Origin of the sequence: Streptomyces sp. NPDC047042 (assembly GCF_040644035.1) — a bacterium.
Lineage (GTDB): Bacteria > Actinomycetota > Actinomycetes > Streptomycetales > Streptomycetaceae > Streptomyces.
On the sequence record NZ_JBEYVP010000010.1, the window covers coordinates 201266 to 224538 of the forward strand.

Genomic DNA, 23273 nt, shown 5'->3' on the forward strand with positions numbered 1-23273 from the left:
TTACTGAACTGACACTGCGTCAGGAACCGCTGTGCGAGGAACTTCTTACTTCCGGGTGGCGGACTGCTGTCGGGCGATCGTCTTCGCGATGCGTACCGCGTCGATCGCCAGTTCGCGGAACATGCCGCTGATGGGGTTGGTGTAGCCGGTGAAGAAGAGGCCCGGTGCGTTCTTCGGGGAGCGGGGGCCGTGGACGACCGGCTTGCCTTGCGCGTCGAGTACGTCGAGGTGCCCGACGAGGCCTTCCAGGCCGCGGAGGTATCCCGTGGCGGCGATGACCGCATCGGGCTCGAGGTGCTCGCCGTCGGCGAGGACCACCTTTCCGTCCTCGAACTTCTCGACGGAGGCCACGATCTCGACGCGGCCCTCGCGTACGGCGTCGATGAGGCCGACGTCCTGGACGGGGAGGGAGCCTTCGGTCACCCGGGAGTACAGCCCGGTGTCGGGGCGGGGCAGCCCGTGGGCGGACAGGTCGGGCACGCTGACCTTGGCGACCGGCCCGGCGAGCTTGTCGACGAGGCGCACCGGCAGCCGTCGTACGGCGATGCCCGTGAACTGGGCCGCCCAGCCGGCCGTGGACCGCCGCACGATGTGCGGAGTCGTACGGACCGCCAGCCGCACCCGCGAGGCCCCGCCCTCCACCAGGTCGACGGCGATCTCGGCACCGGTGTTGCCGATCCCGACGACGAGGACGTCACGACCGGCGTAGGGCGCGGGGTTGCGGTACTGGGCGGCGTGCAGCAGCTCGCCGCGGTAGGCGTCGCGTCCGGGCCAGTCGGGTATCCGGGGTGTGTGGTTGGTGCCGGTGGCGACGACGACCGCGCTGCCGGTCAGCTCGCGCCCACCGGTGGCGTGCAGCAGCCAGCCGGTGCCGTCGGCGGTCCGCTCGACCCGGGACACCTCGACGCCGGTGACGACTTCGAGCTCGTGGTACTCGGCGTACTTCTCGAGGTAGCGCACCACGTTGTCCCGGGCCACCCATCGCCCGAACGAGCGCGGCATCGCCAGCCCCGGCAGCGAGGACAGCCGTCGGGTGGTGTGCAGATGCAGCCGGTCGTAGTGCCGCCGCCAGGACGACCCGACCCCCTCGCCCCGCTCCAGCACGACGGCCCGAACCCCCTGGGCCCGCAGCGCGTACGCGACGGCGAGACCGCCTGGCCCGCCGCCGATGACGTACACGGGGGCGGCGGAGGACAGGGGCGGTGTCGGTGAGTCGGCCATGTGCCGAGCGTATTCACGCCCTCACCTGTTGGGTCTCGGCCAAGACCGGAATTGGTTGCGGATTGATCACGGCCGTGGGGGAGATGGGTGGGGCCGGTGGGGCAGGAGGCCTGGTTGCGGGGGTGCGGTGAGGGCATACTGGGCTGACGAAGATACCTGACGCATCGTCAGATTCGGGCAGTCGGCAGAGGGGCCGTGGACATGAGCACGGGCAGGGACCGGTTCGACATACCTGAGGTGGACGCTTTCACGCGGCCGTACTGGGACGCGGCGGCCGGCGGGCGGCTGCTTCTGCGGCGCTGTGGGGCATGTGGGCGGGCTCACCACTATCCCCGCGAGTTCTGCCCGTACTGCTGGAGCGAGGACGTCGTGTGGGAGACCGCCAGTGGGCTGGCCACGCTCTACACCTGGTCCGTCGTCCACCGCAACGACCTGCCGCCCTTCGGGGAGCGCACACCGTACGTCGCCGCTGTCGTCGATCTCGACGAGGGGCCCCGGATGATGACCGAGGTGGTGACCGGGGTGGAGGGGAGTGTGGTGGGGGGTGGTGCGGAGGGGGAGTTGCGGGTCGGGATGGGGCTGGAGGTTGCTTTTCGGGAAGGTGTGCCGATTTTCCGTCCCCGAGGTGGGAGTCGTACAGCCGTACGGGTTTCAATGGGCTGATGGCCCCTATCCATGAGCGCTCCCTCACTCACCCCGTCCCCGAGTTTCCCGAGCTGCTCGGTCACGGACTGCGGCTGCGGCAGTGGCGCGCGGACCTGGACACCGACGTCGACGCGTGGCTGCGCGGGCTGACCGACCCGGACTTCAGGCGCTGGAACACCCCCATGAAGCCGGTCACCGATCTCGACAGCGCCCGTGACTCCCTGGGCACCCGCTCCGGGACCGCGGCGGACGGCAGCCGGGTGTCCTTCTGTGTCACCGACATCGTTTCCGGCGCGATACTCGGACACCTGGGCGTCAACGACATCGACCCCTTCACCCGGCTCGCCCGTATCGGCTACTGGGTCCTCCCCGAGGCGCGCGGCAAGCGCGTCGCCACCCGCGCGCTCGCCCTCGGCACCCGCTGGGCCTTCGACAGCCTCGGCCTCAACCGCCTGGAACTGGGCCACGCCATCGGCCACGAGGCTTCCTGCCGCGTCGCCGAACACTGCGGATTCCGGTACGAGGGGACCCTGCGGGGCGCGATGTTCGAGGCGGAACGCCAGGATCTGTTCCGGGACGTCCACCTGCACGGGCGGATCGCCCAGGACCCGGACCCGGTTCAGGAGCTGGACCAGTAACCGGGCCCGCCTACGGCCACAGCAACTCCCTGAGCCAACCCCCAGTGACACCCGAACTCCCCTCCGTACGGCGGTACTTGAGCCGTACGTGGCGGCGCTCGGCGTCTCCCTGGAAGAACTCGGCCTCGTCGGGGCGCAGTCGGTACAGGGTCCAGGTCGGGGCGGGGGCGGCCGGGTCGCGCTGCGCCCGTTCCCAGGCCTCCCGCGAGGTGCGCTCCAACTCGGCCAGTGAGCCCAGTACTTCACTCTGGCGGCCGGTCAGCGCGGCGGCGAGTGCTCCCGTCGAGCGGGCGTGCAGGTCGGCCTGTGCCTCGGGGGAGGGGGCGGACTCGACCGGGCCCCGGAGCCGGATCTGGCGCCCGAGGGCGGGCCAGTAGAAGTGGAGCGCCGCGTAGGGGCGTGCCGCCAGTTGCCGGCCCTTGGCGCTTCCCGAGTGGGAGGCGAAGGACCAGCCGTCGGTGTCCGCGCCGTGCAGCATCACGGTGCGTACGTCGGGCAGGCCGTCCGCGTCCGAGGTGGCCAGGGACATGGTGTGCGGCTCGGGCTGCCCGGCGGCCACCGCCTCCGCGAACCAGGTGGTGAAGAGGGGGAGGGGGGTGGGCGGTGCCTTCTCCGGGTCGAAGCCGGGGAGAGTGGTGATCTCGGGGGACCACACCCGCAGGGTTCGCAGCAGATCGTGGAGATCCGGGTCCGATTCCGGTTCCGGTCGCGCAGAAGTTGGCATGGGGACGAGTATCGGTGACGACGGGCCCAGGAAAAACGTCCAGGCCGACCCGTACGGGCCGGCCTGGACGTCACTACCGGGTTGAGCGGTCGATCAGGTGGATCAGGGGATCAGACGAGGTCGAAGCGGTCCGCGTTCGACACCTTCACCCACGCCTTGACGAAGTCCTTGACGAACTTCTCCTTGGCGTCGTCGCTCGCGTAGACCTCCGCGACCGCGCGCAGCTCGGAGTTGGAGCCGAAGACCAGGTCGGCGCGGGTGCCGGTCCACTTGACCTGGCCCGAGGCGTCGCGGCCCTCGAAGGTGTTCTGGTCCTCGGACGTGGCCGTCCACTCCGTACCCAGCTCCAGCAGGTTGACGAAGAAGTCGTTCGTCAGCACGCCCGGGGTGTCGGTGAAGACGCCGTGCGTGGAGCCGCCGTGGTTGGCGCCGAGTACGCGCAGGCCGCCGACGAGGACGGTCAGCTCGGGGGCGCTCAGGCCCAGCAGGTTCGCCTTGTCGAGCAGCAGGTACTCGGCGGGGAGGCGGTTGCCCTTGCCGAGGTAGTTGCGGAACCCGTCGGCGGTGGGCTCCAGGGCGGCGAAGGACTCGACGTCCGTCTGCTCCTGCGTCGCGTCCACGCGGCCCGGCGTGAAGGGGACCTCGATGTCGAAGCCGGCGTCCTTGGCCGCCTTCTCGATGCCCGTGGCGCCCGCGAGGACGATCACGTCGGCGATCGAGATCTGCTTGCCGCCGGACTGCGCGGCGTTGAAGGACGACTGCACGCCCTCCAGGGTGCGCAGCACCGTGGCGAGCTCGTCCGGGCTGTTGACCTCCCAGCCGGCCTGCGGCTGGAGGCGGATACGGGCACCGTTGGCACCGCCGCGCTTGTCGCTGCTGCGGAAGGACGACGTGGCCGCCCAGGTGGTGGAGACCAGCTGGGAGACCGTGAGGCCGGAGGCGAGGATCTGCGCCTTGAGGGCGGAGACGTCGGCGGCGTCGACGAGCTCGTGCGTGACCGCGGGGAGCGGGTCCTGCCACAGCAGCGTCTCGGTCGGGACCTCGGGGCCGAGGTAGCGGACGACCGGGCCGAGGTCGCGGTGGGTCAGCTTGAACCAGGCGCGGGCGAAGGCGTCCGCGAACTGGTCCGGGTGCTCGTAGAAGCGACGGGAGATCTCCGCGTACGCCGGGTCGAAGCGCAGCGACAGGTCGGTCGTGAGCATCGTCGGGAGCTTCGACTTCGACGGGTCGTGCGCGTCGGGGATGATCGCCTCGGCGTTCTTGGCGACCCACTGGTTGGCGCCGGCCGGGCTCTGCGTCAGCTCGTACTCGTACTCGAACAGGTTCTTGAAGAACCCGTTGCTCCACTGGGTCGGGGTCGCGGTCCAGGTGACCTCGAGGCCACTGGTGATCGCGTCGCCGGCCTTGCCGGAGCCGTAGGTGCTCTTCCAGCCGAAGCCCTGCTGCTCGATCGGGGCGGCCTCGGGGTCGGGGCCGACCGCGTCCGCCGGGCCGGCGCCGTGGGTCTTGCCGAAGGTGTGGCCACCGGCGATGAGGGCGACGGTCTCCTCGTCGTTCATCGCCATGCGGCGGAACGTCTCACGGATGTCGCGGGCCGCGGCGATCGGGTCCGGGTTGCCGTTGGGGCCCTCCGGGTTGACGTAGATGAGACCCATCTGGACGGCGCCGAGGGGGCTCTCCAGGTCACGGTCGCCGGTGTAGCGCTGGTCGTCGAGCCAGGTGGTCTCGGGACCCCAGTACACGTCCTCGTCGGGCTCCCACACGTCGGCGCGGCCGCCGCCGAAGCCGAAGGTCTCGAAGCCCATCGACTCCAGGGCCACGTTGCCCGCGAGGATCATGAGGTCGGCCCAGGACAGGCTCTGGCCGTACTTCTTCTTGACCGGCCACAGCAGACGGCGGGCCTTGTCGAGGTTGCCGTTGTCCGGCCAGCTGTTCAGGGGGGCGAAGCGCTGCTGACCGGCGCCGCCGCCACCGCGGCCGTCGCTGATGCGGTAGGTGCCGGCGCTGTGCCAGGCCATGCGGATCATGAACGGGCCGTAGTGCCCGAAGTCGGCCGGCCACCAGTCCTGCGAGTCGGTCAGCACCGCGGCGATGTCCTGCTTGACGGCAGGGAGGCCGAGGGTCTGGAACGCGGCGGCGTAGTCGAACTCCTCGCCGAGCGGGTTCGAGACGGCGGGGTTCTTCGCGAGGATCTTCAGGTTCAGCTGCTCGGGCCACCACTGGCGGTTGCCGCCGCCCTGGGTCGGGTGCGGGGCGCGCGTGTGCGCGACCGGGCAGCCTCCCGTGCCCTCGGTTTTCGCGTCGGTGACGATCGCGTCGTGGTTCTCAGACATGGGAATCCTTCCGGACGGGCAGATCTCGGTGCTGCTCACAAACTGCGTTCTCAGGAACTGGGGGGTGGGGGGACGCTCGGGCCTGTGGAGGAGGTCACACACGCCGTCACGTCTCTTCTGTCTCCTGCCGCACTGGAGTCGCTTCCTGTCCCTTGGCTCCCTTGGCCATCGCCGTAAGCGATCCTACAATGGACAAGGTCCAAGTCAAGAAGTGTGACAATTCCATATCCTATCGGAACCCGGACGTCCACTGGTAAAATCCGTGTATTCCACCGAACCTGAATAGGTGAACAACATGAGCGACCTGCTGGAGCGACTGCGTGGACGCGGCTGGCGGATGACTTCCCAGCGGCGTGTCGTTGCGGAGGTCCTCGACGGCGAACACGTGCACTACACGGCGGACGAAGTGCACGCGCGTGCGGCGCAGCGGCTCCCGGAGATCTCCCGGGCGACGGTCTACAACACCCTGGGTGAGCTGGTCTCGCTCGGCGAGGTCATAGAGGTCGCCACGGACGGGCGGGCGAAGCGCTACGACCCGAACGCGCACCACCCCCACCACCACCTGGTCTGCTCGAACTGCGGCACGATCAGGGACGTCCACCCCACGGGCGACCCGATGGCGGACCTCCCGGCGGAGGAGCGCTTCGGGTTCACGGTGAGCCAGGTGGAGGTCACTTATCGGGGGCTGTGCGGGGCCTGCGCGTAACGCTCCGCTGGGGGCGCCGGGTGCTGACACGGCCTCGCTGAGCCAGGCCGCGGTGAGTTCTGCCCGGGACCGTGTGCCGGTGCACACCGTGCGGGCGTGGACCCTCAGGAACAGGCCCAGTGCGTCGGCGTTGTTCTCTGGCATGTGCTCGATGCCGTCGGCGACCAGCGCGAGCGGCATCCGGCCGGCCGCCGCAGGCAGCGCGTGGGAGAACGCGGACAGCTCGGCGCCGCCGCCCGCCCGCGCCGCGCCCCGCAGCCGCGCCCGGTGGGCCGTGTGGGCAGAGGGAGCAGACAGCCGTCGGGGTCAGTGAGCATCAGGCCGCACCCGGCGACGGCGATCGCGTCGGCGGTGTCCTCGTCCTCCTCCTCGTCGTCCTCCTCGGCGTCTTTGTCCTTCCAACCGAGCCGCACCACCGCGGCACCGTCGTCCGGCGCCGTGCGCCGCGCCTGCTCCCGTACGGCTGTCCTGCCGTCCCGGCCACGGAGGTGACCGGGAGGACGCGCGCCGGACAGCGTCCGACGCCTCTTCGTTCCCTCTGCCTGGAGTGAGAAATTCCGCTACCGGCAGATCGGGCGAAAGCGCCCTGGTCGGCTCGAGTGGGGGTGGCCCGGCCGCTCATAATGTCCCGCGCTCAGACGAAGTCAGGTGTGTCGGGGCGTAGTTGAGGACGGCTGTACCCACGGTGGACGGACGTCCTTCGCCAGTCTCCGAAGCAAGGGATGGATCGCACAGTGGTCGCGTGGACGGAAACCGATGATCTGGTCCGCTGGGGTGTACCGGCCCGAATGGACCGCACCGACCGCCGTCTGCTCGGCCGTGCGCGCGAGTCGGAGCAGATCCTCGACCTCCTGAGCGTCCCCGGCGCTCCGCGACCGGTCCTCTTACGCGGCGAACCCGGCGTCGGCCGCAGCGCGTTCCTGCACGCCACCGGTGAGCGGCTGCGTGCACAGGGAACCCCCGTGCACGCGGTGGACTGCGTGCACGGCGACAGCGACCGGCCCCTGCTGCTGGTGCTGCGACTGGTCATGGCGGTGGAGAAACGCCGGCCGCACGCGGAACACCAGCCGGCCTCAGGTCCGGTCGCCCGGGCTCTGGCGGCCGTCGACCGGGGTGACCGCGCGGCCATGGAGACACTTCTGCGCGCGACGCTCGCCCGCTGCGCACCGATGACCGTCCTGGTCGACGATGCCCAGAACGCCGACCCCGACTCCCTGGCCGTACTCGGCCGTATCGACGTCCCAGGGATCGGGCTGGTGGTGTCCTACGCGGGCGGCGCGGAAGCGGCCACCGGTGTCGAGGCGGCGCGCACGGTCGTCCTGCGTCCGCTGGAGGCGCGGGACATCGCCACGCTGGTGGAGCGGCGGTTGGGGGCGAAAGCGGACTCCGACCTGGCCGGGCGGGTGGCCGAGTTGACGCGCGGCGTCCCGGCGGCGATCGAGGCCCTGCTCACTGGCTGGACCGATCGGGGCGCGATCCGCGTCGCCGACGGTCATGCCTTCGTACCCGCGCGAACGGTGATACCGGTGCTGCCCGGGGACGACCGGTTCGTCAGGGTTGTGGACCGGCTCGGCGAGCCCGCGCGCGCGGTGGCCGCCGCCCTGAGTGTCCTGGGACCGCTCGGCCGGCCGGCCCTTCGCCTGGCCGCCGCCTGGTCCGGCCTGTCCACCGACGCCGTGTCCGACGGTGTGCGCTGCCTGGCCGAGGCAGGCGTCATCGACGCGGGCTTCAGCGAGGTGCTGTCCGCAGCGGCCGCGGTGCGGGGTTGCCCGTTCCGTCTCCCGCTGACCGCGCACACGGTACGGGAGCGGCTGAGCCCGGTGGACCGCGCCCGGCTGTCCGCCATGGCGGTGGAGGTCCTCTGGGAGGACGCGAACTCGGAGCGTGCGGTATCCGTGCTTCCCTCGACGCCGGATCATCCTGACGAGACGGGCGCTCTGGCCTACCGGGCGGACCGGATCGCGGACGCGGGCAGCCTGGTGGACCGGGAGCGTGCGGTGGCCGAACTGACCTCTGTCGCCCATCGGATGAGGCCCGGCCCCGACGTCGGGAGAGCTTTGCGGTGGCTGCGGGTCGCCCGTGACCTGGCCGAGCGCGCCGATGTCCGTGATCTTGTCCTCCAGCAGTACGGGGCGACCGCCTACCTGGCCTGTGACCACTCCGCAGGGAGGGGCGCCGGGGAATCCCTGCTGCGCGATCCCGGCCCGGGGCTGAGCGACCTCGACCTGCAGGAGGCGGCCTGCCTGGTCGTGGTGGTCACCGCCAACCAGCGTGACTGGACAACGATGTCACGGCTCGCCACCGCCTACTGGTGGGACGGACTGCCGGTGCCCGTCCTGGCCAAGGTCACCGGACGGGCCCTGGCTCTGTTGCATCTCTCGCGTTGGCGGGAGGCGGCGGAACTGCTCCAGGAGACCGAGCCGGTGTGGAACACCGGCCCGGGCGCCCGCTCGGCGCCCGCCCGGTTCAAGGCCACGGCCGATCTGGCAAGGGGCCGGCCAGAACCCCACCGGCACGAACCGGCCATGCCTGACGCCCCCGAGTTTCCCCGGTGCAAGGTGTACTCGCCGGAGGGCGACAGGTTCGACGCACTGCTCACCACCTACGACCTTCGCGCGGCCGGCACCCTGCTGGAGACCCTGGGCCTGACCGCGCACACGCTCCCGCCGCTCGCCCGGTTCCTCTTCGACCACTGCGCGGGCCGGTGGGACCAGGCACTGGAAGTCGCCCGTCGGCTGCTGGCCAACGCCGAGTTCCGGTCCACCCCGGTACTGGACAGCTCTCTGCTCCCCGCGCGGACGGCGGGCATCCTCGCCGCCCGGGGCCGCCTCGCCACCGCCCTCCAGCTGGTCGCGGACATGCGTGGTCCCGCGGGTGGCCCGCCGCAGTGCGCCCTGGACGCGGCGGAAGCCGAACTGCGCATGACCCTGGGCGACTTGGACGAGGCCGAGAGGACGCTGCGCGGCGGGCTCGCCACGGCGCGGAAGCACGAGCAGGTCCACGGCACGGAAGAGCTGTGGGCCTTGCTGGCAGAGGTGACGAGCCGGGCGGGACACATCGGCGAGGCGACGGCGGCCCTGGACCACCTGACACGGATCGCGACCCGGACGAGCACCGACCGGGCCCAGCTGCTGCGGCTGCTGGCCTCGGCCCGTGTCCTGCGGGCGGACGCCCCCGACACCGCCCGCGACAACCTGCGCGAGGCGGTGAGGCTCGCCCGCGCCCGCGGCCTGCCTTTTGAAACGGCGACCACCCTGCTCACGGCCGCCACCGCGGAGGCCGTCCCGGCCACGCTGCTGCACGAGGCGTACGAACTGTTCGGCACCACCGACGCCACCCTCTGGCGCCACCACACCAGAACCGCCCTGCGCGCGGCCCGGCTCCCCGTCCCCGGCCGCGCGCAGACCACCGCCGAGAACGACCGCCTGCTGGCCACCCTCATCGCCGAAGGATTCACCAACCAACAGATCGCGGACGTTCTCCGGGTCAACGCGGACGCCGTCGCCCAGCGGCTGTCGCGCCTGTTCGCCCGGACCGGCCTGCGCTCGCGCACCGACGTGGTCACCGCCGTCCTCACCCGCGCCCTCTGACACCCGGACCGGCTCGCGTCAGTTTTCCCTGTGCTTAGCCGGCGAGGCGTCCGCGCACCGGAAACAGCTGATCACCCGTGCCAAGCTCATAACTGTCGGCAGCCACCGACGGGGGGCGTAAAAAGTTCCGCGAGCGGTTTTTGTGCGTCCTTTCGTAGGCTGTTTGCAAAATACAGAACTATTCCAATTGAAGGAGGTAACCAAAATGGAGAACGTCATCACCGTCGAGCAGGACGCTCTGGTCGAGGTCGAGGAGATCGAGTCGTACGAGCCGATGCTCCTCCAGGGCCCCGCGTACGACTAATCAGGGTCCCGTGCCGGGCGCCGGGGATTCTTTCCCCGGCGCCCGGACGCACTTTATTCGCCGGAATTTCCTTCAGGGGTGATCATGTCTGTGCAAGCGAGTGAGTTCATGCGGCTGATGCCCCGGCCTGGCGCGACCGGCCGGTGGATCGCCGACGACCTGCTGAACAGACGGTCCTTCGGCCTGGGTGCGATGGAGGCGTCGGTGCTCGTACTGGCGAGCCGGCCGCAGGAGCGGGCGCTGTTGGTCAAGGAGGCGTCCGCCGAACTCGGATTGTCGCCCGAGCGCGCCGAAGCGGTCGTCTCGGCCATGGAGAAGACCGGTCTCATCATCACCGAGGAATCCCGTGCGGATTCTCGTTATCAATGGGCTGCGGAGACCTTCCGGCGCTGGGAAAGCAAAGGCTGGCGCATGGCGGCGGAATATCATGTCGCCGCGCACGACTTCCCCGGGGTCGACTACAGCAAGGGCTACGGAGTCGACCGCGAGCGAATTCACCGGTACCGGTCCGAGATGCCGGACGACGACCGTTTTAAACCGCAGGCTTCGGACGAACTGATACCGCTGCCGCCGCTCACCCCGGAATTGGCGCCCATGGCGGTCGGTACGGACGTCGGCCGGACGCATGCCCTCGGCAAAGAGGAACTGCTGGCCCTCGCCGCCCTCGCGCTGGGGGTCGTGGACACGGTCGAGAGCCGCGCGTCCGCCGACTACCTCACCCGCACCAGCCCGTCCGGTGGCCGGCGTCACCCCACCGAGGGCTACCTCGCGGTCCTCGACGTCGCCGGCGTGGAACCCGGCTGGTACCACGTGCACGGCGGTCTGCACGCCCTCGTCAAACTGCCCGTGCCCGCGCCCGATCCGGACTCCCCCCGGTTCCGCGAGGTCTTCCGGGCCAGCACCACCCGGACCGCGTTCGACGTGCGCTGCCTGCTGGTTCTGACCTCGGTCTTCCGCCGCAACATGTGGCGCTACCGCGAGCCCCGCACCTTCCGCAGCATCCACATGGACGTCGGCCACATCGCGTCCACCGTCACGCAGCTGGCCGAGGGTTTCGGGGTGCCCGTGTTCCCCGCGTACGGCGACCTGGAGTCAGGGGTGGAGGCCATGCTCGGGATCGACGGGCTGGAAGAGGGCGTGATCGCCACGGTCGCCCTGGGCTGACGCCCCCTCGTCACCGAGGCCGACACCACCCCGAAAGGAAATCCGCGTCGTGACCACCACGCCTGCCGCCCCCACCCCTTCGTCCGCCGAGTCAGCCGAGTCCGCCGAGTCGGCCGAGTCCGCCAAACCCGCCATCCCCCCGCTCCTCCGTATCGGCGGCGGGCTCAGCCCTCGTGACGGCCTGCATGTCCAGGAGCTCGCGAGCAGACGGCGCTCCTACGTCGACCGGCGCACCCTGGCCCGTACGGTCGCCGAAGGAGCCCCACCGGACGAGGCCGGGGCCCTGGCATCCTGGATGACCGACTGCGCGGCCGCCGACCAGCCCGATGGCCGGCTGGTCGAGTTCTGGCACAGCCGTAAGTGGCGGCCCTCCCTCGAGTACCACCTCGTCTCGCGCGATCTGCCGTACTCCGACTCCGGGCCCGACGCCATGGCCGCCCGCCGACGACTGCTCACCGAATACGGCGGTGCGGCCGCCCTCCCGCCCCGGATCCGCCCGGACGGCGGCCGTCGCGTGCCGCTGCCGGAACCGGTCCCGGGCGACACCGACCGGGCCCTCGGCGCGGCGCTGCTGTCCCGCCGCTCGGTACGCAGCTACCTGCCCCGCCCCACCCCGGCCGGCGCCCTCTCCCACATTCTGCGCACCAGCCTGGCGAAGGTCGCCGAGAACCAGCGGCGGCGCGGCGAGGAGGACCCGCGGGACCTGCTGCGCTCCTTCGGCACGGCCTTCGACTTCTACGTCCTGACGTACAACGTGGAGGGGCTGGACCAGGCCGCCTGGCTGCTGGACCTCGAAGCCCTCGACGCGCCCGGGGCCGACGCCGACGCGCAGCTGATCGAGATCCGGCCGGGCGACCACCGGCCGGCGATGCGGGACGTCTTCTACGGCTCGCCCTGGCCGCTCACCGCCGCCTGGACGCTGGTCATGGTGGCTGACTTCGAGCAGTACCAGTTCCGCTACCGGCACGAACGCGCCCTGCGCAACCTGTACATCGAGGCGGGGCACCTGGCCCAGAAGCTGCTGCTGCTCGCCGACACGCACGGCCTGGGCACCCTGGTCACACCGGCCGTACGGGACGGCCTGATCCAGGACCTGCTCTGCCTCGACCCGGTGCGCCAGGCCACCGTGTACACCCTGACCATGGGCCCCGATCCGCGCCGCGGCTCCGGGCGCCCGGGCTCCGGCTCCGGCGACTGACGGAGAGTCACATGACCGCCCTGCCCACCGCCCCCCGCTCCTCCTGGGTACGCGAGCAGGCCCGCCCCCTGCTGGAGCTGGCGCTGCCCGCCGTGCTGGCCGCGTCCGTCGCGCGGGCCGGTGACGTCATCAGCCTCGCGCTGACCGGTCACTACGACTCGGCCGCGCTGGCCGGTGTCGCCGGGGCGATCGTCGTCGTGGAGCTGGCCCTCGGCGTACTGCTGGCCGGGGTGACGGGCTATCAGGTGAGCTGTGCCCACCACCTCGGCGGCGGCGACCGGGCCGCGGCCGTACGGGCCCTGCACGCGGCCCTGCGGCCGGTCGGAGTCGCCGCCGTGGTCGTGGCCTGCGCTCTGATCCTCACCGCTCGGCCGCTGGTTTCCCTCACCCTCCACGACCCGGTGGCCGTCACGGCGGGTGTCGCCTATCTGCGCGCGCGGGCCCTCAGCCTTCCCCTCGCCGTACTGTCCGCGCTGAACACCATCACCCTCCAGTCCGCCAAGCGGACCCGCCTCACCCTCCTCACCAACTGCGTCACCGTACCCGTCAACCTGCTCGCGAGCTGGCTGCTGACCTACGGCATCGGCCCGTTCCCCCGCCTGGGCGCCGCCGGAAACGGCCTCGGCATCACCCTCGCCCTCCTCTGCGCCAACGTCCTCCAGCTCGTCCTGCTCCGCCGCGCCGGGCTGTGGGACTGGCTCGGCACCCTGCGTACGACCCGCTGGGACCCGGTCGAGGCACGCGGCTCCTGGCAGTTGGCCTGGCCCGCGATGGTGTCCATGACCGTCGACTACCTTGCCTCCTTCGCCTTCTTCGCCGCGATCGGCCTCCTGTCGGTCACCGACCTGGCCGCCTCCCGGGTGGTGTTCCAGCTCGTCCTGCTGATCTTCATGCTGTCCAACTCCTTCTCGGCCGCGGCGGGAGTGCTGATGTCCCGGGCGGCGGGTGGCGAAGAGGCGGCAGGCGTGCCTCGGTCAGCGGCGATCCGTGACCCCTGGCGTGCCAACCGGATTCTGGTCGCCGGGGCGCTCACCCTCGCCGGTTGCGTCCTGGCCGTCACCGCCCGCCCCGTGCTGTGGCTGTTCACGGGCGACCCGGCCGTCGTCTCCGCCGCCGTGGGCGGCACCCTGCTGGTCGCGGTGAGCCTGCCGCTGGTCGCGCTGACCGTGAGCAACACGGCGGCCCTGCGCGCGCTGCGCGACACCCGCTCCGACATGGTGGCCAACACCGTCGCCTCCTGGGCCGTCCAACTGCCGCTCGCCTGGCTGGCTGTGCGCGCCGGCTGGGGACTGACCGGAGCGTTCACGGGCGTGGCCGGCTACTGGCTGGTCCGGGCCGCTCTCACCGAACGCGCGGCCCGTCGCGCCCTGGCGGCCGCCGCGTGAGCGCCCCCGTACTGTCCCCGGACGGCACGTCGGTGGCGTACGCCGACGCGGACGGTCTGGTGACGGTGACGCACACGGCCACCCGCACTGTCCGCCCCGTCCTGGGTGTTCCGCCGGGTGCCGTCCACTCCCTGGCCTGGTCCCCCAACGGCACCCATCTGCTCCTGATCACAGAGACCTCCGGCCGCGAGCACTTCACACTGCACGGCCTCCGTCTCTCCGGCACGCCGCTCCCGCCGCGCCCGCTCTCCCCGGACGGCACCGTGCAGGTGCGTGGCCTGTGGACCGCACCGGCCCGCCCGCACGGTGTGGTCACGGCCGTTCGACGGCGTGGAGAGCGGGGGCTGCACCCGTGGTACGTCCCACTGGGCGGCCCGGACGAAGCGGAGGACCCGCACGGCGCCGGACGGCGCGTCGCCGTCTGCCCCGACGGCACCCGCGACTGGGCCTTCGACAGCGAACTGGCCTGTCGGGCCTGCCTGGTGGGACACCCTGACGGCACCCTGAGCCTGCTCGCCACGGACGACGGCCACGACTGGCGACCGCTGACCACGTTCCCTCTCGAGGACGCGCCGGACACCCGACTGCTCGGCGTCCACCCGTCGTCCGGCGAGGTGCTGCTGCTCACCGCGTACCGGGCCGACGCGGTCCGGGTCGCCGCCGTCCACCCCGGCGACGGTCGTCTGCGCACCCTGCTCGCCGCGCCCCCGTACGACGTCGCCACGGCATGGCTCGCCCCCGACGGCACCGCCCAGGCCACCCTCCACCACGCTGCCCGCCGCCACTACACCTGCGCCGATCCCGCCTACCGTCGCGACCTGGACACCGCTGCCGCCCTCGACACCGGCGACCTCGAACTCCTCGGCCGCGACCTCGCCGACCGCCACTGGCTGCTCGCCTTCCACCACCCCGACCGCCCGCCCCGCCACCACGTCTACGACCGCCGGCGCGCCACAGCCACCCCGCTGACCCGGCACACCCCACTGGACCCCACCTCCGCGCGGACCACCTCCGCGCGGACCGGCGGCATCCGGTCCGAACACCTTCCTCTCACCGCCTCCGACGGCCTCCCCCTCACCGCGTACCTCACGTTCCCCGTTCAGCCGCCGGACGCCCTCACCCCTCCTCCCCTGCTCCTCCGTATCCACGGCGGCCCCTGGAGCCACGACGTGTGGCGCCACGACCCCGAGGCCCGTCGGTTCGCCGCCGAAGGCATCGCGGTCCTCCGCCTCAACTACCGCGGCTCCAGCGGTTACGGCCGTCACTTCCGCGACCTCGGTGACGCCGAGTGGGGCGGCCGTATGCAGCAGGACCTCTACGACGCGGTGGACGACATGGTCGCCCGAGGCCTCGGGGACCCCGATCGCATCGCCGCCTACGGAGGCTCCTACGGCGGTTACGCCGCTCTCCTCGCCCTCACGGACCCCCGCTTCCGTTGTGCGGTCGCCGTGAACCCCCTCGTCGACCTCGCCTCCGACACCTGGGCCGACTCCCCGTACTGGCGGCGCATGCGCCCTCTGTGGGACAAGCAGATCGGCTGGTCCCGTCTGTCCCGGGACGAGCTCCGACGACGTTCCCCGCTCCACCGCGTCGACACGATGACCGGCCCGGCCCTCGTCGTCCGGGGTGCGAACGACCCCCGCATCGACGCGGCGGGCATCGAGGACTTCGTACGGCTACGGCGTGCCGTCGGCGGCGAGGTGGACGAACTGGTGCTGCCGAACGACGGCCACGCCGTGCGCAGCGGCCCCGGCAAGCGGGCCTTCCAGCAGGCGCTCTCGTCCTTCCTGACCCAACACCTCGGCATCGTCCCCGCAGGCCCGTGATCGCCTTCTGAACAGCCCGGGACCAGCTTCGGCTCATGAGATGAACCGCTGACGGCTTCCCACGGGCGCCGGCTCACCCCCGGCCCAGCACCACCGTCCCGGAGGAGCAGAACCAGCCCCCGGTGCCCGACGCCACCGCCAGCTCCGGCAGCCCTCCCGCGGCCGTACGGACCTGCCGCGCACCCCCGTCCCCGCGCAACTGCCGTACCGCCTCCACCAGCAGGAACAGCCCCCGCATTCCCGGGTGTTGGGCGGACAGCCCGCCCCCGTCCGTGTTCACCGGCAGCTCGCCGCCCGCCACCTGCAGGCGGCCCTTCGCGGCGTCCACGAACTCCCCGCCCTCGCCCTTCGCGCAGAAGCCGAGGTCCTCCAGCGTCACCAGGGTCATATAGGTGAACGCGTCGTAGATCTCCGCGAAGTCGATCTCGTCGGGCCGGACTCCCGCCCGCTCGAAGGCGATCCGTCCGCTCACCGCCGCCGGGGAGACCGTGAAGTCGGCCCACTCCGACATGCTCACGTGCGAGACGTGCTCGCCCGTCCCGAGGATCCACACCGGGCGCGTACGGCAGTCCCGTACGTACTCCTCGGCCGCCAGCAGTACCGCCGCGCCCCCGTCGGAGCGCAGACAGCAGTGGAGCTTGGTGAAGGGGTCCGCGATCATCGGACCGTCGAGCACCTCGTCGACGGTGATCGGCGTGCGGAACATCGCCTCCGGGTTCAGTGCCGCGTTCGCCCTCGCCTGGACCGCCACCGACGCCAACTGCTCGATCGTCGTGCCGTATTGATGCATGTGGCGGCGGGCGGCCATCGCGTACTTGGCGATGAGCGTGTGGCCGTACGGGACCTCGAACTGCAAGGGGCCGCGCGCGCCGAAGGAGAGGTTCCCGGTCCGACGGCCCGCCTTGACGTCGGCGCGGGCCGTGGAGCCGTAGACGAGGAGTACGGCGTTGGCGTGGCCCGCCGCTATCGCGTCCGCCGCGTGCGCGGCCATGACCTCCCAGGTCGAACCACCGACCGAGGTGGAGTCGACCCAGGTGGGGCGCAGGCCCAGGTATTCGGCCACCTCGGCGGGGGCCAGCGTGCCGAGACCCGCGGACGCGAAACCGTCCACCACCTCCCGGCCGAGCCCCGCGTCCGCGAGCGCCCGCCGGGCGGCCTGCGCGTGCAGCGCGTACGGGGTGACGTCGTCCACCCGGCCGCAGTCCGACAGGGACACTCCGACGATCGCGACCTTCCGGCTCACCATGAATCTGACGGTATATCAGTTGGAGCCCTGTGCGGCAGGGTGCGTCCGCCCTAATATGACGAACCGTCAGATCCCGCTGGACGGGCGCCGCGGACGCCCAGGAGGGGCAGGCCATGGACACCCGTTTCACCCCCGAGCAGGACCACATCCGCCGTACCCTCCGCGAACTGCTCCGCAAGCGGTGCTCGCCCGGTGACGTACGGGCCGCCGTCGACACCCCGGCCGGGTACGACCCCGCGCTCTGGGCGGCCCTCGCCGCGGACCTCGGCCTGCCGGGGCTCGCCCTGCCCGAGGCGTACGGCGGGGTCGGCGACACGTCGGCCACCGAACTCGCCCTTGCCGCAGAGGAGTTGGGCCGGGCCCTGGCACCCTCCCCGCTGCTCGCGACCGCCGTACTGGTCGCCCCTCTCGTCACCGTCCTCGGCACCGGCACCCAGCGCGCCGACCTCCTCCCGCGCATCGCCTCCGGCGCCCTGACCGCCGCCCTCGCCGTCCCCGGCACCGACCTGGCCACCGTCCTCTCCCTCACCGGCGAACCCCGCCGCGACTGGGCCGGGGGAGGCCGGGCCGGCGGTGTGCAGGCGGCTCGACGGGCGGACGGCTGGCGGCTGTACGGGCAGGTCGGGCAGGTCCTCGACGGACACAGCGCCGGGCTCCTGCTCGTCGCCGCGCACGCCGGTGGCTACGCCCGCTCGCGCACCCTCCTCTTCCTCGTCCCCGGCGACGCCCCCGGCCTGGTCCGCACCCGGCAGACCTCGCTGGACGCCACCCGCTCGCAGGCACGGCTCGAACTCCGGGACGTGTCTGCCGAGTTGCTGGGCGACGAGGAGGCCGATGTCGGCGGCGCCCTCGTCCGCGCCGGAGACGCCGTCGCCGCCGTGCTCGCCGCCGAGGCCGTCGGGGCCGCCGACCGGATACTGGAGCTGACCGTCGAACACGCCCAGCGGCGTGAGCAGTTCGGGCGGGCGATCGGCTCCTTCCAGGCCGTCAAGCACCGGCTCGCCGATGTGTACGTCCAGGTCCAGGCCGCCCGTTCGGCCGCCTACTACGCGGCGTGGGCGGCCTCCGGGCAACCAACCGGCCTCGAGGGGGAGCGAGTTGGCGGGCTTGCTCTCGCCCAGGCCCTCGAGTCCCTGCGTACCGCCGCCGCCGAGGGCATCCAGCTGCACGGTGGCATCGGTTTCACCTGGGAGCACGAGGCGCAGTTGTACTTCAAGCGCGCCGCCGGCGACGAGCTGCTGTTCGGGCCGGTGCACCGGCTTCGTGCGCACGCAGCCGAGGCCGCGCGGCTCTTCGACACCGGAGAGGTGGCGGTCTGATGCCCGTGACAGCGGCGAGAGTCGTGAAGGCGGTCCAGAAGGTGTCCTCGGCCCCGGCCTTCGCGCGGATCGCCCCGCACGTCGTGCCCGCGCTCGACCGGGCCGTACACCGGCTGACCAGGGGAAAGGTGCTGCTCAGCGCCCAACTGCTGCCCGGGGTCGTACTGACGGTGCGCGGGGCGAAGAGCGGGCAGCCGAGGCATACTCCGCTCGCCTGTATGCCGGAGGGTGCGGAAGGGGCGGAGGGCGCGGGCAGCGGGAGCGAGGGCAGCGGGAGCGGGGGCAGTTGGCTGCTCATCGGGTCCAACTTCGGGCGTACCGGCCATCCCGCCTGGACCGCCAACCTCCTCGCCCATCCGGACGCCGAGGTCAGCTGGAAAGGGGAGGACATCCCGGTCAGGGCCCGGCTGCTGGCGGGCGAGGAGCGGGAGGCCGCCTGGAAGGCACTGCTCGCGTTCTGGCCGCCGTACGCGACGTATCAGGCGCGGGTCGAGCGGGAGATACGGATCTTCCGGATCGTACGGCGATGAGCGCGTGCCGAACCGGTCGCCGATGCGCGACAGGCGGTGGCTCACCTTGGTGAACCACCGCCTGTGTGACAGGACTTGGGCCTGGGTGGGCCCACCGGACCTGGGATAAAAGGGGCTCGGGCTATTTCGTCGGCTTCCTGCCGGTCACGCCCAGGTGGACCAACAGGGCCAGGTTCGGCTTCAGTTCGGCCTGTTTGACGCCCCAGGTCTGGAAGCCCCGCTGGTGGGAGGCCACCGCCGCGAGCATCGCGACGAGGGAGCCGGCCATCGCGGCGGGGTTGACGTCCTTGTCGACCTTGCCCTTGGCCTGTAGCTCGGTGACCGTGTCCGTAAGGGAGTTGTTCACGGAGTTGAGGATCTTCATGCGGATCTTGTAGAACCGCTTGTCGCCCTCGGCGGCGCCCAGATCGACGACCCGGAGGATCGCGTCGTTCCTGCGCCAGAACTCCAGGAACCCGTCGACGAGTTCCTGGGCGGTCTGCCAGCCGGCCTTGCCGACCCATGACCGGTCCGCGAGCAACTGGGTCAACCCCGCGCCCTCGGTGGCCATTTGCTCGGCGATCTCCAGGACGGCGCCTTCGACGTCCGGGAAGTACTGGTAGAAGGTGGCGGGCGAAGTCCCCGCCTTCCGGGCGACATCGATGACTTTGACGTCCCGGTAAGGGGAGGAGCTGAGCATCTCGCTGAGGCAGTCGAGGAGCTTCTGCCGGGTCGCCTGCCCACGCCGACCGGCCACGCGGCCGTCGACGGTACGCACTTGTCCTGTCATGCCGTCAGCTTACCGAGGGGTGATCGGAGCGCGATTCGGCCGACTGCAAATGGGGTGCGGGGGAGAAGACGGGGAGGTGAGAGGCGTACAGGAGGGCGGTGAGGGGAGCCTGTGGCTTGTCGCGTGTCCGGATCGGGCGGCTGCTCTGCGGGATGCGTGAAGGACCGTTAGCTTGACGGTATGGCCGAAAACAGGGCATCCGCCCGCACAGAGGGCGTCCCGTGCTGGCTGGACGCCCAGCTGCCTGACGTCGACGCGGGCAAGCGCTTCTACGGTGAGCTCTTCGGGTGGTCCTTCCAGGAGAAGGACGGCCTGACCCAGGCCCTGTGCGACGGCGAACCCGTCGCCTCTCTCGCCCACAAGGCCGACGGCCGTATGCCCACCGTCTGGACGGTGTACTTCGCCACGCCCCACGTCCATGCCCTCGTCGCCCGGATCCACGAGGCCGGGGGGCAGGTGATCACCGCGCCGGTTCCGGTCGGCGAACTGGGCACGATGGCGCTGGCCACCGACCCCGAGGGGGCCGTGTTCGGCCTCTGGCAGGCCGGTGAGCATCCCGGATTCGGCCGCCGTCACGTGCCCGGCACCTTCGCCTGGGCCGAGCTGTACGCCCGGGACACGGCCGTCGCCAACGCCTTCTACGGCAACCTCTTCCACGAGGCGCTCTTCGGCCCGGACGCGGTCCCCGACTTCGGGCGGGCCGCCGTCGAGGAGGTTTTCCCGGCCGAGATGCCGCCGCATTTCCTGGTCCATTTCGCCGTGACGGACATGGACACGGCGCTCGGAACGGTGAACCGGATCGGCGGCCGTGTCCAGGTACCGCCCTTCGACACTTCGTACGGGAATGTGGCGGTCGTCACGGACAATCAGGGAGCGTCCTTCGCACTCCTCCGAAAATGAGCCGCTGGGAGCGGGTGCGGGCAGGCGTACGCCGGTGTCAGAGGCCCGGCGTGAGGTGTGGTTTGCCCGGGGTTATGGGGAGACACCCCGTTCCGGACCCGAGTTCGCAACCTGTGCTCCGGCCAGGAACAATCGGGGTGCGTGCCGCCAACGCGGTGGCGGTGGTGAGACGCTGCACGAGGTCGCGTACATATGTGGGTGACGCGGCTCGTACGGGGAGGTGGCAGGCAAGTGGTGGATCAGCTGACGCAGCACGATCCGCGGCGGATCGGGCCGTTCGAGGTGCTGGGACGGCTGGGTGCCGGCGGCATGGGGCTGGTCTATCTCGCGCGCTCGGCCTCGGGCCGTCGCGTGGCGATCAAGACGGTCCGTACGGAGCTCGCCGAGGACCAGCTGTTCCGGGTCCGCTTCACCCGTGAGGTCGAGGCGGCGCGGGCCGTCTCCGGGTTCTACACGGCCGCCGTCGTCGACGCCGATCCGCGTGCCGCCGTACCGTGGCTGGCCACCGCGTATGTGCCCGCGCCCTCCCTCGAGGAGATCGTCAACGAGTGCGGGCCGATGCCGGCGCAGGCGGTGCGCTGGTTCGCGGCGGGGGTCGCGGAGGCGCTGCAGTCCATCCACGGCGCGGGGCTCGTCCACCGCGACCTCAAGCCGTCCAACGTGCTGGTGGTCGAGGACGGCCCCCGGGTCATCGACTTCGGTATCGCGTCCGGCGTCTCGAACACGCGTTTGACGATGACGAACGTCGCCGTCGGTACGCCCGCCTACATGTCCCCCGAGCAGGCGAAGGACTCGCGCAGCGTCACCGGCGCCAGCGACGTGTTCTCGCTCGGCTCCATGCTGGTCTTCGCCGCCACCGGACACGCCCCCTTCCACGGCGCGAACCCGGTGGAGACGGTCTTCATGCTCCTGCGGGAGGGCCCGGACCTCGAAGGGCTCCCGGACGAACTCCGGCCGCTCATCGAATCCTGTATGCAGATGGAGCCGACCAACCGCCCCAACCCAGCCGACCTCCAGGCGCAGCTGGCCCCCCATCTGTTCGGCTCCGGCTCCGACGACAGCGGTACGGCGTCCGCGTGGCTGCCCGAGCGGGCGGTGACCCTCATCGAGCAGCGCCGGGGCGGCCGTCCGGCGCCGCAGTCGTCCGGCGGACGCGGTGGAGGTGGCGGCGGACGGCCGGCGATCCCGCCGCCCCCGTCCCACGACCCGGCGCCGGGCTTCGGCCGCGGTCCGGTGTCGGGGGTGCCCGGTCTCCCGCCCGGCCCCATGCCGTCCGCCCTGCCGACCGGAGCGCCCGACACCGGCCCCGTACGGCTGGCCGGCGCGCCCGTGCCCATCGGCCCCGGTCCGCGCGTCGCCGACGCCCGCGCCGCCGCCGTACAGGCGCCGCCGCCCGAGGCCGGCCTCGTGGCCTCCTGGTCGCGGCCCCGGCCCGGTGTCAACGGCGCCGACCCGAACCCCCTGCCGGTCGCCCCGCCGCTGCCCCCGGAGTCCCCGGCGGGTTGGCGACCCTGGCGTTTCCGCATGTCGAACGACGTCTGGGGCAAACCGGCCGTCGCCGGTGACCTCGTGTACGTCACCTCCTTCGAGGTGCACGCGCTGGACGTGATGACGGGCCGCCGCCGCTTCAAGACGAGGGACGTCGCCTGGTCGATGGCGGTCGCGGACGGCCGTATCCACGCCTCCGACGGCCCGACCCTCTTCGCCCTCGACGCCCGCGAGGGCACCGACCTGTGGCGCCTGTCCACCGACGCCTGGGTGTACTCCCTGAAGGCCGACCGGGGCATCGTCGTCACCGGCACGCGCGGCGGCGGCGTCCAGGGCTGGGACGCGGCCACCGGCCAGAAGCTGTGGGAGCACACCGGCGCCCAGACCGACTTCGAGTCCCCGGAGGCCGGCCCCCACGTCCACGAGGGCACGGTCTTCCTGTGGCAGGACGCCCGCCTGCGCGCCCTGGACGCCCGTACGGGTGACGAGCGCTGGTCCTACCCGATCGGCGACGCCACCTCCTGCGGCGGCGTCCCGGTACGGCTGACGCCGGGTCCCGACGGCCAGGTGTACGTCTCGGCGGGCACCCGCGTCCTGGCGATCGACGTCGCCGGGGGCCATGTCCGCTGGCACTTCGAGGCCCCGGCGGTCTTCCTCTCCCCGCCCACCTTCGCGCCCGGCCCGGCGGTCACCGGCGGCGGGATCTACCTCGCCGACTACCTCGGCACGGTGTACGCCCTCGACGCGGCGGACGGCCGCGACAGATGGCGGATCGCGACGGAGTCGCGGGCCTCGATCGAGCCGGTGCTGGTCGCGGCCGGGCATGTGCACGTCGGCAGCGGCAAGGGTCTTTACACGCTCGACGCGGTCACCGGTACCCCCAAATGGCGGTTCCAGGCGGGCGGGGACATCGTGGGCGCGCCGGCGGTGGCCGAGGGGCGCATTCACTTCGGGTCCACGGACCATCTCCTGTACACGCTGAAGGCCGACGACGGTCGCCTGAGATGGAAGCTGGCGACGGGTGGGGAGATCACCGGGGCGCCGGTGGTCAAGGATGGCGTGGTGTATGCGTGCAGCAAGGATCGGTGCGTGTACGCCTTGGATGCGGAGAAGGGGACGGGGACGGCTCGGAACGGGTGAGGCCCGCTCCGCGCCGTTCCCGGGGGTGTTGGGGGTTGTGGTGGTGGGTGCGGGGCGGTGGGGGCTTGTCGCGCAGTTCCCCGCGCCCCTACGGGCTGCCCCTGCGGGGCGCCCGCATCCGTCGGTTCCAGGGCACTGAAACCGGTG

18 protein-coding genes are annotated in these 23273 nt (G+C 71.7%); 13 read left to right on the forward strand and 5 right to left on the reverse strand.

Annotation, left to right across the window (positions count from 1 at the left end; genetic code table 11):
• Positions 1 to 45 precede the first annotated feature (45 nt).
• Positions 46 to 1221: an NAD(P)/FAD-dependent oxidoreductase gene (locus tag ABZ855_RS14035; RefSeq protein ID WP_360806037.1), complete on the reverse strand. Its 1176-nt coding sequence runs from the start codon at positions 1219 to 1221 to the stop codon at positions 46 to 48.
• A gap of 201 nt (positions 1222 to 1422) precedes the next feature.
• Between ABZ855_RS14035 and ABZ855_RS14040 the strand changes: the two genes are divergently transcribed.
• Together ABZ855_RS14040 and ABZ855_RS14045 are read left to right on the forward strand one after the other, a co-directional pair.
• On the forward strand, positions 1423 to 1884 hold the full coding sequence (locus ABZ855_RS14040) for an OB-fold domain-containing protein (RefSeq protein WP_360806040.1): 462 nt from the start codon (positions 1423 to 1425) through the stop codon (positions 1882 to 1884).
• Complete coding sequence (locus tag ABZ855_RS14045; RefSeq protein WP_360806043.1) at positions 1884 to 2504, forward strand: GNAT family protein; 621 nt, start codon at positions 1884 to 1886, stop codon at positions 2502 to 2504. The genes ABZ855_RS14040 and ABZ855_RS14045 overlap by 1 nt, the downstream gene beginning before the upstream one ends.
• A gap of 10 nt (positions 2505 to 2514) precedes the next feature.
• Here the strand turns inward: ABZ855_RS14045 and ABZ855_RS14050 are convergent, their stop codons facing one another.
• Together ABZ855_RS14050 and katG are read right to left on the reverse strand one after the other, a co-directional pair.
• Positions 2515 to 3228, reverse strand: coding sequence for a pyridoxal 5'-phosphate synthase (locus ABZ855_RS14050; protein ID WP_360806046.1), 714 nt, complete (start codon positions 3226 to 3228; stop codon positions 2515 to 2517).
• Positions 3229 to 3338: 110 nt separating this feature from the next.
• On the reverse strand, positions 3339 to 5561 hold the full coding sequence (katG, locus tag ABZ855_RS14055) for a catalase/peroxidase HPI (RefSeq protein WP_360806049.1): 2223 nt from the start codon (positions 5559 to 5561) through the stop codon (positions 3339 to 3341).
• A 295-nt stretch (positions 5562 to 5856) separates the two neighbouring features.
• Between katG and ABZ855_RS14060 the strand changes: the two genes are divergently transcribed.
• The 7 genes from ABZ855_RS14060 to ABZ855_RS14090 all read left to right on the forward strand — a co-directional run bounded on the left by ABZ855_RS14060 (position 5857) and on the right by ABZ855_RS14090 (position 15734).
• Positions 5857 to 6267, forward strand: coding sequence for a transcriptional repressor (locus ABZ855_RS14060; protein WP_360806052.1), 411 nt, complete (start codon positions 5857 to 5859; stop codon positions 6265 to 6267).
• Positions 6268 to 6363: 96 nt separating this feature from the next.
• Positions 6364 to 6759 carry a hypothetical protein gene (locus tag ABZ855_RS14065; RefSeq protein WP_360806055.1) on the forward strand — a complete coding sequence of 132 codons (396 nt, stop codon included), beginning with the start codon at positions 6364 to 6366 and terminating at the stop codon, positions 6757 to 6759.
• Positions 6760 to 7055: 296 nt separating this feature from the next.
• Positions 7056 to 9857: an AAA family ATPase gene (locus ABZ855_RS14070; RefSeq protein WP_360806058.1), complete on the forward strand. Its 2802-nt coding sequence runs from the start codon at positions 7056 to 7058 to the stop codon at positions 9855 to 9857.
• A gap of 388 nt (positions 9858 to 10245) precedes the next feature.
• Positions 10246 to 11325: a hypothetical protein gene (locus tag ABZ855_RS14075; protein ID WP_360806061.1), complete on the forward strand. Its 1080-nt coding sequence runs from the start codon at positions 10246 to 10248 to the stop codon at positions 11323 to 11325.
• A gap of 49 nt (positions 11326 to 11374) precedes the next feature.
• Positions 11375 to 12523 carry a SagB/ThcOx family dehydrogenase gene (locus tag ABZ855_RS14080; RefSeq protein ID WP_360806064.1) on the forward strand — a complete coding sequence of 383 codons (1149 nt, stop codon included), beginning with the start codon at positions 11375 to 11377 and terminating at the stop codon, positions 12521 to 12523.
• An 11-nt stretch (positions 12524 to 12534) separates the two neighbouring features.
• The gene (locus ABZ855_RS14085; protein WP_360806067.1) at positions 12535 to 13908 is read left to right on the forward strand and encodes an MATE family efflux transporter; all 1374 of its coding nucleotides are present in this window, start codon (positions 12535 to 12537) and stop codon (positions 13906 to 13908) included.
• Complete coding sequence (locus ABZ855_RS14090; RefSeq protein ID WP_360806070.1) at positions 13905 to 15734, forward strand: alpha/beta fold hydrolase; 1830 nt, start codon at positions 13905 to 13907, stop codon at positions 15732 to 15734. The genes ABZ855_RS14085 and ABZ855_RS14090 overlap by 4 nt, the downstream gene beginning before the upstream one ends.
• Before the next feature lie 73 nt (positions 15735 to 15807).
• On the opposite strand, the gene ABZ855_RS14095 is transcribed toward ABZ855_RS14090, so the two are convergent.
• Positions 15808 to 16980, reverse strand: a complete 1173-nt coding sequence (locus ABZ855_RS14095) for an acetyl-CoA acetyltransferase (protein WP_360806073.1) — start codon at positions 16978 to 16980, stop codon at positions 15808 to 15810.
• 113 nt (positions 16981 to 17093) lie between these two features.
• Between ABZ855_RS14095 and ABZ855_RS14100 the strand changes: the two genes are divergently transcribed.
• Both ABZ855_RS14100 and ABZ855_RS14105 read left to right on the forward strand, forming a co-directional pair.
• The gene (locus ABZ855_RS14100; RefSeq protein WP_360806076.1) at positions 17094 to 18299 is read left to right on the forward strand and encodes an acyl-CoA dehydrogenase family protein; all 1206 of its coding nucleotides are present in this window, start codon (positions 17094 to 17096) and stop codon (positions 18297 to 18299) included.
• Entirely contained in the window at positions 18299 to 18829 is a 531-nt protein-coding gene (locus ABZ855_RS14105; RefSeq protein WP_360806079.1) for a nitroreductase family deazaflavin-dependent oxidoreductase, read from the forward strand. The genes ABZ855_RS14100 and ABZ855_RS14105 overlap by 1 nt, the downstream gene beginning before the upstream one ends.
• 121 nt (positions 18830 to 18950) lie before the next feature.
• Here ABZ855_RS14105 and ABZ855_RS14110 read toward each other — a convergent pair whose 3' ends face one another.
• Entirely contained in the window at positions 18951 to 19598 is a 648-nt protein-coding gene (locus ABZ855_RS14110) for a TetR family transcriptional regulator (protein ID WP_360806082.1), read from the reverse strand.
• 180 nt (positions 19599 to 19778) lie between these two features.
• Between ABZ855_RS14110 and ABZ855_RS14115 the strand changes: the two genes are divergently transcribed.
• Both ABZ855_RS14115 and ABZ855_RS14120 read left to right on the forward strand, forming a co-directional pair.
• Positions 19779 to 20498: a VOC family protein gene (locus ABZ855_RS14115; protein ID WP_360806085.1), complete on the forward strand. Its 720-nt coding sequence runs from the start codon at positions 19779 to 19781 to the stop codon at positions 20496 to 20498.
• A gap of 231 nt (positions 20499 to 20729) precedes the next feature.
• On the forward strand, positions 20730 to 23126 hold the full coding sequence (locus ABZ855_RS14120; RefSeq protein ID WP_360806088.1) for a serine/threonine-protein kinase: 2397 nt from the start codon (positions 20730 to 20732) through the stop codon (positions 23124 to 23126).
• Positions 23127 to 23273 lie beyond the last annotated feature (147 nt).

Excerpts from the sequence above, each read along its gene's own strand:
- ABZ855_RS14045 (WP_360806043.1), top strand. The coding sequence starts at position 1,884 with ATGGCCCCTATCCATGAGCGCTCCCTCACTCACCCCGTCCCCGAGTTT.
- ABZ855_RS14095 (WP_360806073.1), bottom strand. The coding sequence starts at position 16,980 with ATGGTGAGCCGGAAGGTCGCGATCGTCGGAGTGTCCCTGTCGGACTGC.
- ABZ855_RS14085 (WP_360806067.1), top strand. The coding sequence starts at position 12,535 with ATGACCGCCCTGCCCACCGCCCCCCGCTCCTCCTGGGTACGCGAGCAG.
- ABZ855_RS14110 (WP_360806082.1), bottom strand. The coding sequence starts at position 19,598 with ATGACAGGACAAGTGCGTACCGTCGACGGCCGCGTGGCCGGTCGGCGT.
- ABZ855_RS14040 (WP_360806040.1), top strand. The coding sequence starts at position 1,423 with ATGAGCACGGGCAGGGACCGGTTCGACATACCTGAGGTGGACGCTTTC.
- ABZ855_RS14035 (WP_360806037.1), bottom strand. The coding sequence starts at position 1,221 with ATGGCCGACTCACCGACACCGCCCCTGTCCTCCGCCGCCCCCGTGTAC.
- ABZ855_RS14105 (WP_360806079.1), top strand. The coding sequence starts at position 18,299 with ATGCCCGTGACAGCGGCGAGAGTCGTGAAGGCGGTCCAGAAGGTGTCC.
- ABZ855_RS14100 (WP_360806076.1), top strand. The coding sequence starts at position 17,094 with ATGGACACCCGTTTCACCCCCGAGCAGGACCACATCCGCCGTACCCTC.
- ABZ855_RS14115 (WP_360806085.1), top strand. The coding sequence starts at position 19,779 with ATGGCCGAAAACAGGGCATCCGCCCGCACAGAGGGCGTCCCGTGCTGG.
- ABZ855_RS14060 (WP_360806052.1), top strand. The coding sequence starts at position 5,857 with ATGAGCGACCTGCTGGAGCGACTGCGTGGACGCGGCTGGCGGATGACT.
- katG (WP_360806049.1), bottom strand. The coding sequence starts at position 5,561 with ATGTCTGAGAACCACGACGCGATCGTCACCGACGCGAAAACCGAGGGC.
- ABZ855_RS14050 (WP_360806046.1), bottom strand. The coding sequence starts at position 3,228 with ATGCCAACTTCTGCGCGACCGGAACCGGAATCGGACCCGGATCTCCAC.
- ABZ855_RS14070 (WP_360806058.1), top strand. The coding sequence starts at position 7,056 with ATGGACCGCACCGACCGCCGTCTGCTCGGCCGTGCGCGCGAGTCGGAG.
- ABZ855_RS14075 (WP_360806061.1), top strand. The coding sequence starts at position 10,246 with ATGTCTGTGCAAGCGAGTGAGTTCATGCGGCTGATGCCCCGGCCTGGC.